Genomic DNA, 14169 nt, shown 5'->3' with positions numbered 1-14169 from the left:
ATCCGAACACGTTGTTGGCACCGCGCGTCACCGCAGGCGCATTCCGTCGCTGTCAAACCGATAGGCTTTATCCGGAGAGAACGACAGGTGCAGTTCTTCCCCTTCCGATATGGCATGTTGGCCGAACAACCGGGCTGTCACCGAATGCTCATTCACTTTTGCAATGACATTCGTATCGCCGCCCAACTTTTCAACGTGGCTCACTCGCGCGGCCAAGGGACCACCGTCGGACAGGAACAGGTCTTCGGGACGGATGCCGATGGTGTTCTGCCCTTCGCCATGGACCAGATCTTCCGGCAGGAAATTCATCGAGGGTGAGCCCAGAAAGCCAGCAACGAACTGGTTGGCCGGGTTATTGTACAATTCCATCGGGCTACCGATCTGTTCGACCCGACCGTCGCGCAGAACGACGATCTTGTCGGCCAGCGTCATGGCCTCGGTCTGATCATGGGTCACATAGATCATCGATGCATCCAGAGCGCGATGCAGGTTGGCGATCTCGATCCTTGTGTTCATGCGAAGCGCGGCGTCCAGGTTCGAAAGCGGTTCGTCAAACAGAAACAGCTTGGGTTCGCGGACGATCGCCCGGCCGATGGCGACACGTTGCCGTTGGCCACCTGACAGTTCAGACGGAAAGCGATCAAGATACGGCTCAAGGTTCAGCATCCGGCTGGCATTGGCGACGCGTTCCTCGATTACCGCTTTGGGCTGTTTTTCCTGTTTCAGCGCCAGCGTCATGTTTCCGCGCACGCTGAGGTGAGGGTAGAGCGCATAGCTCTGGAACACCATCGCGATCCCGCGTTTGGAGGGCGGAACAAGGTTGACCTCCTGGCCGCCGATGCTGATCTCGCCCGAGGATGCATCCTCAAGCCCAGCGATCACACGCAGCAAGGTTGATTTGCCACAACCTGATGGGCCGACGAAGACGACAAATTCACCTTCTTCAACTTCAAGCGTGATGTCTTTCAGGACATGCACATTGCCAAATGATTTGTTTACATTGGTCAGGGTCAGAGCGGTCATTGTGCGGGCTCCTCAAGGGAAACGGGTTGGCCGGTCCGGATGCTTTCATCCGCGGCCAGACAGATGGCGAGCGACTGTACGGCGTCGGTCATATGGCGGGTCAGGTCGATGTCTTCGGCAATGGCGCGCAGCATATAGGCCTGTTCGGCGTCACAAAGCTCCTGATGGCCGGGTTCATCGGGCATTTCGATTGTGCGGTCTCCCTCCGGCGTGTGGACCAGCAGCCCGCCGACTTTCGTATGGCCATCGATATCGGCGGAAGCGCCCTTGTTGCCGTCCGTGATCGAAACGGACCCTTTGGGGGATACAATATCTTTCACAAAGAAAGCGGTTTCGGACATCATCGGGCCCCAGCCCGCCTCGTACCAGCCGACCGATCCATCGTCGAAGATCACCTGAAACTGACCGTAATTGTACATGTCAGGCGCGATCTCATCGGACAGGCGCAAGCCCATGCCATGCACACGAACAGGGCGCGCGTCGGTGATCTGGCACATCACGTCGACATAGTGCACGCCGCAGTCAACGATGGGCGAGGTGGTCTGCATCAACGCTTTGTGCGTCTCCCATTCTGCGCCCGAAGATTGCTGGTTCAGGTTCAGGCGGAACACATAAGGCCCGCCCAGATCACGCGCCTCGGCAATCAGCCGCATCCATGACGGGTGGTGGCGCAGGATATACCCGACGACCAGTTTGCGGTTCAGTCGAGTGGCGGTTTCAACCACGCGCCGTGCGTCAGCGACGTTGGTGGCAAGAGGCTTTTCAACGAACACATGCGCACCAGCTTCCATCGCCGCGCAGGCGTAGTCGGCATGACTGTCCGAGTAGGTGGCGACCACCACCAGATCCGGTTTTATTTCGGCCAGCGCCGCTGCGAAGTCCGAATAAGCCGGATAACCGGCAAGCTCGGGGTGATCCACACGGCCGGACCGGTTCACCAATCCGCCGATCTGGGCGTCGGGATGGTGGTGGTGAGCCAGCGCGTGGCTCAGCCCCATATTGCCAAGGCCTGCAATCAGAACACGGGTCATTTGACAGCTCCGGATGTAATGCCGCGGATCAACTGGCGCGAGAAGATGACGTACAGGATCAGCACCGGCAGGATCGCCATGGACAGCGCCGACAGAACAGCGTTCCAATCGGTGACGAACTGGCCGATGAAGACCTGGCTGCCCAGCGTCAGCGTTTTGGTTTCTTCAGCCGGGGCAAGGATCAGCGGGAACCAGAGGTCGTTCCAGATCGGGATCATGTTGAACACGGCCACGGTTGCCATGGCAGGGCGGACGAGGGGCAGCACCAGCCGGAAGAAGATCGTGTATTCCGACAGCCCGTCGATGCGGCCGGCATTCTTCAGGTCATCGCTGACCTGTCGCATGAACTCCGACAGGATAAACACCGCCAACGGCAAACCTTGCGCTGTATAAACAAGGATCAGCGCCCAGAGGTTGTTCACCAGCCCTGTTGCCACCATCATCTCAAGGATCGCGACGGTGCCGATGCGGATCGGGATCATGATCCCAAGCGCCAGGTACAGGCCCATCACCAGGTTGCCCTTGAACTGGTATTCGGACAGTGCATAGGCCGCCATGGCACCGAACAGCAGGATAAAGAACAACGATGCCACGGTGACGATCATCGAATTCTGAAAATAAAGGAAGAAATCCCCCTGCTTCATCACCGTCTCATAGCCGATCATCGAAAAGCTTTCCGAATTCGGCAAAGCCAACGGTTCGCGAAAGATGGCGCGGCGGGATTTGAAGCTGTTGATCAGGATCACGAAGACCGGGAACAGGGCAATCAACGTGTAGAGGATCAGCGCGCCGTGCATCGCGTACATATTGAGGGGGTTATGACGTGCTTTGTTCATCGCTTGACCCTCACAGTTGATACCGGCGCATCCGGGTCTGGATGCCGAACAGGTAGATGCAGACACCGACGAGGATGATGGCGAACATCGCACCGGCTATTGCGGACCCCATATGCGGATCGCCCAATTGCAATTGGAAGCCGAAGAAGGTGCGGTACATGAATGTGCCCAGAATGTCGGTCGAGAAATCGGGGCCAGCCAATGCACCTTGGGCCGCATAGATCAGGTCAAACGCGTTGAAATTGCCTACGAAAGTCAGGATCGAGATAATCCCGATCGACGGCAGGATCAGCGGCAGTTTGATTTTCCAGAATGCGGCGGCACCGGTGATGCCATCGATCTCTCCGGCCTCGAGAATTTCTTCCGGAATGGTCAGTAGGGCGGCGTAGATCAGCATCATCGGGATGCCCACGAATTGCCAGACCGAGATCAGCGCCAGTGTGGTCAACGCGTATTCCTCTTTCCCCAGCCACGGTGCGTAAAGAGACTTGAGGCCGATGGCGTCCAACATGGACGGTGCGATGCCCCAAATCGGGGACAGGATAAGCTTCCACGCGAACCCGACGATCACGAAGCTCAGGATCGTGGGGATGAAGATGGCCGACCGGTACAGTGCCGCAAATCGCAGGCGCGGGTGGCTGAGCAGGGCGGCCAGAGCGATCCCGATGGGGTTCTGCACCAGCATGTGGATCAGGAAGAACCAGAAATTGTTGCCCAATGCGTTCCAGAACTGTTCAGACCAGATGGGGTCGAAAAACAGCGTTTGGAAATTCTGCAATCCAACGAAGACGCGGCTCTGATCGATTTCGGTGTAAAGCGCCAGACGCAGCGTGTTGAACAGCGGAAAGATCATCACTGCGGTGTAAACCAGCACGGCGGGTGCCAGAAAAACAACGATATGCCAGCGGAAGCGGGGGCGGTTCATCGGACTGCTTTCAATGGAGTGTCGGGTATACCCGGGCGATCATCGCCGCCCGGGTAAGGTTGAGGCCAGACTTACTGGTGCGGCGCGTACCAGGAGGACAGACCCTCCTGCAGTTCTGCGCCCAGTTCCTCGGGGGTGCTGGCACCTTTGATGGCGGCGACCGATGCGCCCCAGGTTTCGTTTTCAAGGTTCGGCGTGCCGCGCGACAGGATTTGATAGGTCGAGCGGATGGTCGATTCACACTCGTCGCGCCAGCCGACGAATTCCTTGGCCAGCGGGTCCTGCAGTTCTACCGGAGTGTTTGACAGCGGGAAGAAGCCGGGCACGGCGTTGCCGAAAATCTCGGCGAACTCGGGGCTTGCGACCCAGGCGAGGAAGGTTTCTGCCGCTTCGGGATGATCGGTGGCAGCATTCATGCCAATGCCGATATCGGTGTGGTCCGAGATGTAGCAGGTATCGCCCGCATTTTGGACCGGGGGCTTGAACGCGCCCATTTCGAAATCCGCCTGCGAGTTGAAACCGGCAATCTCCCACGAACCGGCAGGGTAGATCGCAGCACGGCCCAGCGTGAAGATATTCTGGCTGTCAGGATAGGTCTGCGCCTCGTACCCGTCACCCAGATATTGGCTCCAACGTGCCAGAGTGGCGTAGGGGGCCGTCCACGGCTCATCGGTCAGTTTCTGTTCGCCCGCGATCAGGGCCTGTCGACCTTCTTCGCCTTTCCAATAGTTCGGACCGATGTTGTTATAGCCCATCGTGGCGGCTTCCCACTGGTCGTTGGTGCCCATCGCCATCGGGATGTAGCTGCCGTCTTCCTTGATCTTGTCGAGCGCGGCAAAGAATTCATCTTCTGTGGTTGGGACTTCAATACCCAGTTCGGCAAACGCATCCTTGTTGTAGATGAAACCATGGATCACCGACGCCATCGGAACGCAGAAGCTGGCCGAGCCGTCATCCGTCTGCCACGCGGACTTGGCCACGTCCGAGAAGTTGCTCATCGCCTCGACCGAGGACAGATCGGTCAGGTGACCAGCTTCGTACAGGGCCAGAGAAGCGTCAAAAGGACGGCAGGTGATCAGATCTCCGGCCGAACCTGCATCGAGCTTCGAGTTCAGAACCGCGTTGTATTCTGCCGGGGCCGACGGGGTGAATTGCAGTTTGATGCCCGGGTTTGCGGCCTCGAACGCCGGAATGATCTGCTCTTGCCACAAAGTCAGGTCGTCATTGCGCCAGCTTTCGATGGTCAGCGTCACATCCTCGGCCATGGCGCCGGTCGCGGCCAGCGTCGAGCCGAGCAAGGCCAGTTTCAGACTTCTATATGTCATTTCTCTCTCCCAGTTGGTTAGCAGTCATGTGTCCTGCGCCAGTGCGGCGCTCAGATTTCCATTTGCATTGCGCAGTCGCGCGGTTGCTTCGAGTAAGGTCAGGTCAAGCGCCGCGATCAGAATGGCGGGTTTTACCTCGCCTTTTGCAATCGCCAGCGCCCGGTTGGCCGTTTCGCTGTGGACGCGGGCGATGCGGCAAACGATGCCGGTGGCCCGGGCGCGCAGCTTGTCATTGTCGGCGTGCAAGTTGACCATCATGCCGTCGTGAACATGACCCAGTTCCAGTGCCATCAGCGTCGACAGCATGTTCAGGGCGATCTTCTGCGCGGTTCCGGCCCCCATGCGGGTCGAACCCGAAACCAGTTCGGGCGGTGTTGCCAGCAGGATCGGTATGTCGGCCTTCTGTAAAAGTGGGCTGCCGGCATTGTTGGCAATACCGATCACGCAGGCGCCGCGCGCGCGGGCAATCTCGATGGCTGCCACCGTAAAGGCCGTTGAGCCGCTGGCTGAAACCGCGATGACCGTGTCCCGCTTGCTTAACGCGCTGAAGGCCTGGTCAAGCCCGTCCTGCAGATCTTCGGCGTCACCGGGCATTTCCACCCCAGTCGGAAGGCCACCGGCCATATGAATGCGAAGTTGGTAAGACGGTATCGAAAAGGTTCCGCCCAGTTCCTGCGCGTCTGCTGCGGCCATCAGGCCGGAAGATCCGGCGGCGGTGTAGTGCAGAACTCCACCAGCCTGAATCGTCCGTGCCATTGCGTGCGCACCCTTTGCGATCGCGTCGGCCGCGTCACGTACGGATTGCGCCGCCGCTATCTGGCCCTCGGCCAGCAGCAATGCCGAGGCGGAAAGGTCGCCCGAATCCAGGTTGGCGGCAGCGCTGTGCACTTGTTCTGTTGATGGCAGCGTCAAAGGATTCCCCCTGTTGATCGGTTTACAATACCTATTTAATACCAATTGTCCAAGACTTTATTTTTTTCATGATTTCCCGGCGCTTGGCGCGATAATTGGCAGTTTCTTGTTGATTTCGGTCTAATTCAGTCTTTCAAAAAGCTTAAAGGTATTATAATGGTATTGTCATGACTGAGTCCCTTGCAGATGCTGTTTTGGCCGTGGATGGTGGTGGAACGCGATGCCGCGTTGCCTGCGCCATTGCGGGCAGTGTCTGCCAGGTTGAAGCTGGCTCTGCGAATGTTTCAACGGATTTTAATGGTGCCGTGGGTCAGATTCGGGCCGGGCTTGACGCGTTGGCGGGAAAGCTTGGCGTTGATCCCCGTTCGTTGATCGGCCTGCCTGCGTTTGTTGGCCTCGCCGGTGTGACAGATGCCGCTTTGGCGCAAAGACTTAAAGATGCGGTGGGGTTTGCCTGCGCGCGTGTCGAAGACGACAGGCCTGCTGCGGTTCGGGGCGCGCTGGGCGCGCAGGATGGCGTCGTGGTCCATTGCGGAACCGGTTCGTTCCTGGCGTCGCAGCGGAACCGCGTCATGCGGTTCGCGGGTGGCTGGGGCCCCGTTCTTGGTGATGAGGCATCGGCGCAATGGGTTGGCCGGCAAGCATTGTCCCGAACGCTGAGCGCACTTGATGGCGTTCATCCCCGGTCCGACCTGACGCGAAGCCTGTTGTCCGATCTTGGGGGCGCGCCCGGTATCGTGCAGTTTGCCGGCAGGGCCACACCATTTCAGTTCGGCGAACTCGCGCCCCAGGTCACGAAAGCTGCCGGAAACGGCGACGTCGTCGCCGTGCGGATCATGCGGGCAGGGGCGGATTATGTCGTGGAAACCGCTGGTCAATTGGGCTGGCAAAGCGGCGTCACGATTTGCCTGACCGGCGGTATTGCAAAGCACTATGCCGACTATCTGCCGCCGGATATGCAATCCTGCATTCGCCCGCCATTGGGAGAGCCTATGGCAGGGGCACTGGAACTGGCGAGGGAGGTTCAGCATGAGTATCACTGATTTCCTGCGCCCCGACGCGTGGCTGGGCCGCGACAACGGTCCCCGTTATGTGCAACTGCGACGCAGATTGCAGGAAGGTGTCGATACCGGCGTGCTGCCGCCGGGCTCTTCGCTGCCTTCCGAGCGGGAACTGGTTGAAATAACAGATCTTTCGCGCGTGACCATCCGAAAGGCCATTCAGGAGCTGGTGCAAGAGGGTGTCATCGAGCAAAGGCAGGGCTCGGGCTCGTTCATCCGTCAGCGATTGCCGCGTGTCGAGCAGTCGCTGACGCACCTGACATCCTTCACCGAGGACATGGCCAGCCGGGGCATGCAAACCACCTCGAAGTGGCTTGAGCGCGGAGTGTTCGAGCCGTCTGCCGAGGAAGTGAACGCCCTGAACCTGTCCGAGGGCGAGCAGATTTCCCGTATCTATCGCCTGCGTGAGGCCGATGGCCGACCGCTGGCGTTGGAACGGGCAGCCTTGCCGCTGGACATCCTGCCCAACCCGATCGAAGTGACCACATCCCTGTATGAAGTGCTCGACGATCTGGGGCATCGCCCGGTTCGTGCGGTGCAGAAGATTTCAGCCCTCAACCTGGCGGCGCGCGAGGCGGATTTGCTGGCTGTTCCCGAAGGGGCGGCAGGGCTGAACATAGAACGCATATCATTTCTGAAAAACGGACGGGTCGCGGAACTGACCCGATCCCTCTATCGCGGTGACGCCTACGATTTCGTAGCCGAATTGCGGTTGTAACACGGAAAGGCCGGTACTCTTATGTCCGCAGAAACCACAAAAATGCGCCGGGAGATTCTGGAAATCCCCGACGCGGTCGAACGGCTGCTGTCTCAGGGCGCGTCCCAGATCCAGACGGCGGCCCAACTGGCGCGCGATGCCGATCCGCGTTTTCTGGTGTCAGTGGCGCGCGGTTCGTCCGATCATGTCTGCACTTATCTGAAATACGCCAGCGAGCTACTGCTGGGTTTGCCAGTGGCCTCGGTCGGGCCCTCCGTCAGCTCAATTTATGGCGTTGATCTGAAAGCGGACGGAACGCTGTGCCTGTCGGTCTCCCAGTCGGGTCAAAGCCCGGATATTGTCGGAATGACCCGATCGCTCAAGGCGTCAGGCGCGCTTACGATGGCGATCACCAACAACACAGAATCGCGCCTGGCCGAGGTGGCGGACGCGGTATTGCCGATCCACGCGGGCCCCGAGCTGAGCGTGGCGGCCACCAAGACATTTGTAACATCGCTTGTTGCCGGGCTGTGGCTGCTGGCCGAGATCAAGGGTGATGCGGCGCTGTTGCGCGCCATTCACGCGCTGCCAGATCATCTGGCCGCCGCCGCGCGATGTGACTGGTCTGCCGCAGCCGGGGCCATCGACGGACGGTCGCTGTTTACTCTTGGCCGCGGACCCTCGCTGGCGATCTCCAACGAAGCGGCCCTCAAGATCAAGGAAACCTGCCAGATCCACGCCGAAAGCTACTCGGCCGCCGAGGTGCTGCATGGGCCTGTCTCCATTGTCGACGAGGGGTTCCCAACAATTGTGTTTGCCGCCCGCGACGCCGCCGAGCAAAATGCGGCTGAAGCGGCCGATGCACTGGCAGAAAAAGGAGCGACCGTGTTTGCAGCGACGGACAAGGTCAAACGGGCCGAACCCTTGCCGGTTGTGCGCACCGATCACTGGCTGACAGATCCGATAACGGCGATCACGGCCTTTTATGGCATGGTCGAAGCTGTAGCTGACAATCGCGGAATTGATCCCGATACCCCGCGACATCTGAAGAAAGTGACCGAGACGGTATGAGCGCCAGCGCGATAACATTCAGAAACGGAAAAATATTTGACGGTACGCAGTTGCTGAGCGATCGGCCGGTGCGGCTCGTCGATGGGAACCTGACTATTCTTGGGCGCGAATCGGATGCATCGGACGAAGGGGTCATCGTTGATCTGGGCGGAGATATCCTGAGCCCTGGATATGTCGACCTTCAGGTCAACGGCGGGGACGGGGTGATGTTCAATGACGACCCCTCCGTCGAAACTCTTGGCCGGATAGCTGCGGCACACAAGCGGCTTGGTGTGTCGCATCTGTTGCCGACGCTGATCACCGACACGGCAGAGAAGACGGCGGCTGCCATCGAGGCCGCTGTTCAGGCGATCCGGTCAGGGGTTCCCGGCATTGCCGGCCTTCATCTGGAAGGGCCGCACCTGTCGGTTGCCCGAAAAGGGGCGCATGACGCTTCTTTGATCCGGTCCATGGGGGATGCGGACCTTGATGCGCTGATCAGGGCGGCCGAGTTGCTGCCATGCCTGAAAGTGACGCTCGCCCCCGAGGCGGTGACACTGGAACAGGTCATGGAACTTAAGCAGGTCGGCGCACTGGTGTCGCTGGGCCATAGCGATGCGGATTTCGAAACCTGCCAGCGCTATGCCAAAGCTGGGGCATCTTGCGTCACTCATCTGTTCAACGCGATGAGCCAGATGGGCAATCGTGAACCTGGCCTTGTCGGCACCGCCTTGGCCAATGGTGGTTTGTCTGCAGGCCTGATCGCCGACGGCATTCATGTGCATCCCGAAGTGATGCGGGCCGCCTGGGCCGCCAAAACCGGACCCGGCCGGATCTTTCTTGTCAGTGATGCAATGGCTGTGGCCGGAACGGATCAAGCCGAATTCAAACTGGAGGGGCGTCGCATAACGCGCACAGATGGGCGTCTGACCCTTGGCGATGGAACTTTGGCTGGCGCCGATCTGGATTTGACGACCGCTGTCAGAACCCTGGCTGAACAGGTCGGTGTGCCCTTGCAGGACGCTCTTGTGGCCGCGACAACAACACCTGCACGGATGATCGGGTTGCCGCCTGCGCCCTTGCAGGCGGACACATTGATCCGGATATCTTCTGACCTGAAATCCTTTACGTGGTTGTCCAAAAGCCTGCCCTCTGCCTGAGGCAGGTTTTTTGATTTCCACCCGGCGAACTGCGCTTGACGCGGTCAGATGCATCGCTTAAACCGCCACCTGCTGAGCGGGCGTCGTATACTGGCTATTACCTCAGCCTTCCAAGCTGATGAAGCGGGTTCGATTCCCGCCGCCCGCTCCAGATCAGCCCCGAAAACTCTGCGTCAAATGGCCCTTGTGGACCGCTGATTTTGCCATGCGGCTTGACCCTGCCGGTCACTGCCGCCAAGAAAGCGGTCACTCAAAACCGATCAAGACACAAGGGCCAGACATGGCAAGAAGCACGACCGCCAGTCCAGCAACAACACCGGCCCCCGGTGCCAGCGAAGAGCGTAAGGGATCGAGAAAGGTTGGGGTACTGACATCTCTCTGGCCGTTCATGAAGCCGTATCGGTTGCTGATGATCGGGGCCACTCTGGCGTTGGTGCTGACCGCGAGCATGACGCTGACACTGCCGCTGGCGGTGCGTCGGGTGGTGGACAATTTCCGCATAGAAGACGGTGAGCTGCTCGATTGGTATTTTCTGGCCGCACTAGGCATCGCGGCGGTGTTGGCGGTCGGAACCGGGGTTCGTTATGCTCTGGTGACGCGGCTGGGTGAGCGTGTGGTTGCCGATATCCGCAAGGCGGTGTTTGACCGTGTGATCGGCATGAGCCCGGAATTTTATGAACGCATCATGACCGGCGAAGTTCTGAGCCGCATCACCACAGACACAACCTTGATTCAATCTGTGTTGGGGTCGTCGGTCTCGATTGCGCTGCGCAACATGCTGCTGTTTTTCGGTGGTCTGGTGCTGATGCTGCTGACCTCGGCCAAGCTGACCGGCATGGTTTTGCTGCTGATCCCGATCGTGGTCGTTCCGATCCTCGTTCTGGGCCGCCGCCTGCGCGTGATCAGCCGCGAGAACCAGGACTGGATCGCCGCTTCGTCAGGCAACGCGGGTGAGGCGCTGGGCGCCGTTCAGACCGTGCAGGCCTTTACCCACGAAGACGCCAGCCGCAAGCAGTTCGGTGACATGACCGAGACTTCGTACGTGGTTTCGCTGCGCCGAATTCAGACCCGTGCGGTGTTGACTGTAATCGTTATTTTCCTAGTGTTTTCCGGCATCGTCGGCGTGTTGTGGATGGGTGCAAATGATGTGCGGAACGGGGTCATGACCGAAGGCGTTCTGATCCAGTTCGTGATCTATTCGATCATCATGGCAGGCTCGGTCGCCGCGCTGTCGGAAATCTGGAGCGAGCTTCAGCGCGCCGCAGGGGCAACCGAACGGCTGGTTGAACTGCTGAACGCCGAAGACACCGTGATCGATCCGGCGCAGGGCCATACACTGCCACAGCCTGTACGGGGCGAAATCCGATTCGAAGACGTGACTTTCCGCTATCCGGCGCGTCCGGACATCGTGGCGCTGGACCACCTGACGTTGCAGGTCAAACCGGGCGAAACGGTTGCTTTCGTTGGTCCGTCCGGGGCAGGCAAGACAACCGTGATCCAGATGATCCAGCGGTTCTATGACCCTGACGGAGGTTATGTCAGCCTCGACGGGGTGAACCTGCTCGATCTGAGCCGTGCCGATTTCCGCCAGCACATGGCGTTGGTGCCTCAGGATCCGGTGATCTTTGCGGCCTCTGCGCGGGAAAACATCCGTTTTGGCCGTCTTGACGCAACCGATGCCGAGGTTGAGGCCGCTGCACGTGCCGCCGCCGCACATGACTTCATCTTGGCGCTGCCGGAAGGCTATGACAGCTTTGTCGGCGAGCGAGGCGTCATGCTGTCTGGCGGACAGAAACAGCGTATCGCGATCGCTCGCGCAATCCTGCGGGACGCGCCGGTTCTGCTGCTGGACGAGGCGACCTCGGCACTGGATGCCGAAAGCGAACGGGCGGTGCAGAGCGCGGTGGATCAGATGCGCGCAGGGCGGACCACGCTGATCGTTGCGCACCGTCTGGCCACAGTTAAAAAGGCCGATCGCATCGTTGTGCTCGAAAGCGGCCGGATCGTGGCGCAGGGCACGCATGAGGATCTGGTAGCGCAGGATGGCCTCTATGCACGTTTGGCGCGCCTGCAATTCACGGATGGTGTCGCTGCGGAATAGCCTGACGTATGGGCAATTCCGATTTCGCCGTGGCGTAATTCTACAAATCTTCTGTATCTCTCGATAAGCCGTTGCTTGATAACGCTCGGTTTTGGCCGCATCCTTGCATGCAAAGCAAACCCGCGCGTGACGTGGGAGAGATAAGGGAGGAGCCACATGGCCTTTGTGGGATTGGAAGACAAGGCGAGAATGGAGCAGGAGATGCCGTGGGAGGACCGCGACGTTCCGGTTACCTTCCATCAGTTGCTGTCGCGTACGGCCGGGCGTTTTCCCAACCACAAGGCAATCAGCTTTCAGTTGTTGTCTGGCCCGAAGGACAAGGCGGAGACCCTGACCTGGTCAGAACTGCTGGGCAAGATCAATCAGGCGGCCAATCTGTTCCGTTCGCTTGGCATCGGGGAAAAGGACGTGGTGGCCTATGTGCTGCCCAACTGTAACGAAACGCTGGTCACTCTAATGGGTGGGGCGGTCGCGGGTATCGTGAATCCGATCAACCCGCTGCTGGAGCCGGAGCAGATCGCGGCCATCCTGCGGGAGACAGGTGCCAAGGTTGTCGTCACGTTGAAGTCATTCCCCAAGGCGGATGTCGCGCAGAAAGTGGAAGAAGCCGTACGGCACGCGCCAAGCGTCAACACCATTCTCGAAATTGATCTGAACCGCTATCTCACGCCTCCGAAATCGTGGCTGGTGCCGTTCCTGCGTCCCAAAATGGGCGACAAGGAGCACCTTGCCCATGCGGACTACAAGGATTTCGGACAGGAGTTGGCCAAACAGCCGACAACGCTGACCTTTGAAGACAGCAAGGAAGACCGCGTCGCCTGTTTCTTCCATACCGGAGGGACAACCGGTATGCCAAAGGTCGCGCAGCACAAATATTCCGGTCTGATTTACAATGGCTGGCTGGGCAACACGCTGTTGTTCGATGAAAACGACGTCATCATGTGCCCGTTGCCCATGTTCCATGTCTTTGCTGTGCATGTGATCATGATGGCGGCGGTGTCCTCTGGCGCTCATGTGATTTTCCCGACGCCTGCAGGGTATCGGGGCGACGGGGTGTTCGACAATTTCTGGAAACTGATCGAACGCTGGAAAGTTACCTTTATCATCACCGTACCCACCGCGATTTCCGCCAAGATGCAGCGCCCCGTGGATGCTGATATCTCAAGCGTGAAAACCGCCTTTTCGGGTTCGGCCCCTTTGCCGGTGGAGCTGTTCCGCCGGTTCGAGGAAGCGACCGGCGTTACAATTGTCGAAGGTTATGGCCTGACCGAAGCAACCTGCCTTGTTTCGTGCAATCCGGTGGATGGCGAGAAGAAGATCGGCTCGATCGGTATTCCGTTCCCATACACCGACGTCAAAATTCTGCGCGACGGGCCGGATGGCCCGACGGAATGCAACGTAGACGAGATTGGGGAAATCTGTGTTTCGAACCCCGGTGTCTACGCGGGCAATACCTATACCGAAGTGGACAAGAACGTTAACCTCTATCATTTCGACAAGTATCTTCGGACGGGTGACCTGGGGCGGTTTGACGAGGACGGGTATCTGTGGATCACCGGTCGTGCCAAGGACCTGATTATTCGCGGTGGCCACAACATCGATCCGGCCGAGATCGAAGAAGCACTGCTGGGGCACGAGGCGGTCGCCTTTGCCGGCGCAATCGGACAGCCGGACGCGCATTCGGGCGAGGTGCCGTGCGCTTTCGTGGAACTGGTCGACGGGGCCAGCGTGACCGAAGAAGAACTGTTGGAATACTGCAAGGTTCACGTTCACGAGCGTGCAGCGCAGCCCAAGCATATGACAATTCTGGACGAATTGCCAAAAACGGCGGTGGGTAAAGTCTTTAAGCCCGAACTGCGAAAACAGGCGATCACCCGAATCTACAACGGTGTGCTTGAGAAGGCGGGCGTCGACGCGCGCGTGGTTTCCGTGATCGACGACAAAAAGCGCGGGCTCGTCGCACAGCTTGACGCGAACGGCTCATCCGAGGACGATGTTTCCAAAGTGCTGGGATCGTTCACCCGGCCATGGGAATGGGCTGCCTGACC

12 protein-coding genes and 1 tRNA gene are annotated in these 14169 nt (G+C 59.2%); 7 read left to right on the top strand and 6 right to left on the bottom strand.

Features of this window, described 5'->3' with window-relative positions; translation table 11 throughout:
- Positions 1-27: 27 nt before the first annotated feature.
- The 6 genes from ACR0J8_RS01560 to ACR0J8_RS01535 form a co-directional block, all read right to left on the bottom strand.
- Positions 28-1023 (bottom strand): ABC transporter ATP-binding protein, encoded by a 996-nt coding sequence (locus ACR0J8_RS01560; protein WP_480888770.1) that lies wholly within the window; start codon positions 1021-1023, stop codon positions 28-30.
- Positions 1020-2054 (bottom strand): Gfo/Idh/MocA family protein, encoded by a 1035-nt coding sequence (locus ACR0J8_RS01555; RefSeq protein WP_480888768.1) that lies wholly within the window; start codon positions 2052-2054, stop codon positions 1020-1022. Before ACR0J8_RS01555 ends, ACR0J8_RS01560 begins: the two co-directional genes overlap by 4 nt.
- Complete coding sequence (locus tag ACR0J8_RS01550) at positions 2051-2890, bottom strand: carbohydrate ABC transporter permease (protein WP_480888767.1); 840 nt, start codon at positions 2888-2890, stop codon at positions 2051-2053. The genes ACR0J8_RS01555 and ACR0J8_RS01550 overlap by 4 nt, the downstream gene beginning before the upstream one ends.
- Before the next feature lie 10 nt (positions 2891-2900).
- Positions 2901-3815 (bottom strand): carbohydrate ABC transporter permease, encoded by a 915-nt coding sequence (locus ACR0J8_RS01545; RefSeq protein ID WP_170609749.1) that lies wholly within the window; start codon positions 3813-3815, stop codon positions 2901-2903.
- Positions 3816-3886: 71 nt separating this feature from the next.
- The gene (locus ACR0J8_RS01540; RefSeq protein WP_321251978.1) at positions 3887-5140 is read right to left on the bottom strand and encodes an ABC transporter substrate-binding protein; all 1254 of its coding nucleotides are present in this window, start codon (positions 5138-5140) and stop codon (positions 3887-3889) included.
- A gap of 24 nt (positions 5141-5164) precedes the next feature.
- The gene (locus ACR0J8_RS01535) at positions 5165-6052 is read right to left on the bottom strand and encodes an N-acetylmuramic acid 6-phosphate etherase (protein ID WP_480888765.1); all 888 of its coding nucleotides are present in this window, start codon (positions 6050-6052) and stop codon (positions 5165-5167) included.
- A 167-nt stretch (positions 6053-6219) separates the two neighbouring features.
- On the opposite strand from ACR0J8_RS01535, the gene ACR0J8_RS01530 reads away from it, so the two are divergent.
- The 7 genes from ACR0J8_RS01530 to ACR0J8_RS01500 all read left to right on the top strand — a co-directional run bounded on the left by ACR0J8_RS01530 (position 6220) and on the right by ACR0J8_RS01500 (position 14167).
- Positions 6220-7095 (top strand): glucosamine kinase nucleotide-binding domain-containing protein, encoded by an 876-nt coding sequence (locus tag ACR0J8_RS01530; protein WP_480888763.1) that lies wholly within the window; start codon positions 6220-6222, stop codon positions 7093-7095.
- The gene (locus tag ACR0J8_RS01525; RefSeq protein WP_170609757.1) at positions 7082-7831 is read left to right on the top strand and encodes a GntR family transcriptional regulator; all 750 of its coding nucleotides are present in this window, start codon (positions 7082-7084) and stop codon (positions 7829-7831) included. Before ACR0J8_RS01530 ends, ACR0J8_RS01525 begins: the two co-directional genes overlap by 14 nt.
- Positions 7832-7852: 21 nt before the next feature.
- Complete coding sequence (locus ACR0J8_RS01520; RefSeq protein ID WP_480525601.1) at positions 7853-8881, top strand: SIS domain-containing protein; 1029 nt, start codon at positions 7853-7855, stop codon at positions 8879-8881.
- Complete coding sequence (gene nagA, locus ACR0J8_RS01515) at positions 8878-10020, top strand: N-acetylglucosamine-6-phosphate deacetylase (RefSeq protein WP_480525603.1); 1143 nt, start codon at positions 8878-8880, stop codon at positions 10018-10020. Before ACR0J8_RS01520 ends, nagA begins: the two co-directional genes overlap by 4 nt.
- 76 nt (positions 10021-10096) lie before the next feature.
- Positions 10097-10171 (top strand) — tRNA-Gly (locus ACR0J8_RS01510).
- Positions 10172-10300: 129 nt separating this feature from the next.
- Positions 10301-12121, top strand: a complete 1821-nt coding sequence (locus ACR0J8_RS01505) for an ABC transporter transmembrane domain-containing protein (protein WP_480888760.1) — start codon at positions 10301-10303, stop codon at positions 12119-12121.
- Positions 12122-12277: 156 nt separating this feature from the next.
- Positions 12278-14167 (top strand): acyl-CoA synthetase, encoded by a 1890-nt coding sequence (locus ACR0J8_RS01500; protein WP_480888759.1) that lies wholly within the window; start codon positions 12278-12280, stop codon positions 14165-14167.
- Positions 14168-14169: the final 2 nt, after the last annotated feature.

The sequence above is a fragment of the Ruegeria sp. N11 genome, assembly GCF_056531525.1.
Note: the sequence above shows the minus strand (reverse complement) of the source record. Positions and strands in the feature narration are given on the sequence as shown.

What these genes read in the sequence shown, in the direction of transcription:
- ACR0J8_RS01560 (WP_480888770.1), bottom strand. Translation starts at nt 1,023, where the DNA reads ATGACCGCTCTGACCCTGACCAATGTAAACAAATCATTTGGCAATGTG.
- ACR0J8_RS01555 (WP_480888768.1), bottom strand. Translation starts at nt 2,054, where the DNA reads ATGACCCGTGTTCTGATTGCAGGCCTTGGCAATATGGGGCTGAGCCAC.
- ACR0J8_RS01550 (WP_480888767.1), bottom strand. Translation starts at nt 2,890, where the DNA reads ATGAACAAAGCACGTCATAACCCCCTCAATATGTACGCGATGCACGGC.
- ACR0J8_RS01545 (WP_170609749.1), bottom strand. Translation starts at nt 3,815, where the DNA reads ATGAACCGCCCCCGCTTCCGCTGGCATATCGTTGTTTTTCTGGCACCC.
- ACR0J8_RS01540 (WP_321251978.1), bottom strand. Translation starts at nt 5,140, where the DNA reads ATGACATATAGAAGTCTGAAACTGGCCTTGCTCGGCTCGACGCTGGCC.
- ACR0J8_RS01530 (WP_480888763.1), top strand. Translation starts at nt 6,220, where the DNA reads ATGACTGAGTCCCTTGCAGATGCTGTTTTGGCCGTGGATGGTGGTGGA.
- ACR0J8_RS01525 (WP_170609757.1), top strand. Translation starts at nt 7,082, where the DNA reads ATGAGTATCACTGATTTCCTGCGCCCCGACGCGTGGCTGGGCCGCGAC.
- ACR0J8_RS01520 (WP_480525601.1), top strand. Translation starts at nt 7,853, where the DNA reads ATGTCCGCAGAAACCACAAAAATGCGCCGGGAGATTCTGGAAATCCCC.
- nagA (WP_480525603.1), top strand. Translation starts at nt 8,878, where the DNA reads ATGAGCGCCAGCGCGATAACATTCAGAAACGGAAAAATATTTGACGGT.
- ACR0J8_RS01505 (WP_480888760.1), top strand. Translation starts at nt 10,301, where the DNA reads ATGGCAAGAAGCACGACCGCCAGTCCAGCAACAACACCGGCCCCCGGT.
- ACR0J8_RS01500 (WP_480888759.1), top strand. Translation starts at nt 12,278, where the DNA reads ATGGCCTTTGTGGGATTGGAAGACAAGGCGAGAATGGAGCAGGAGATG.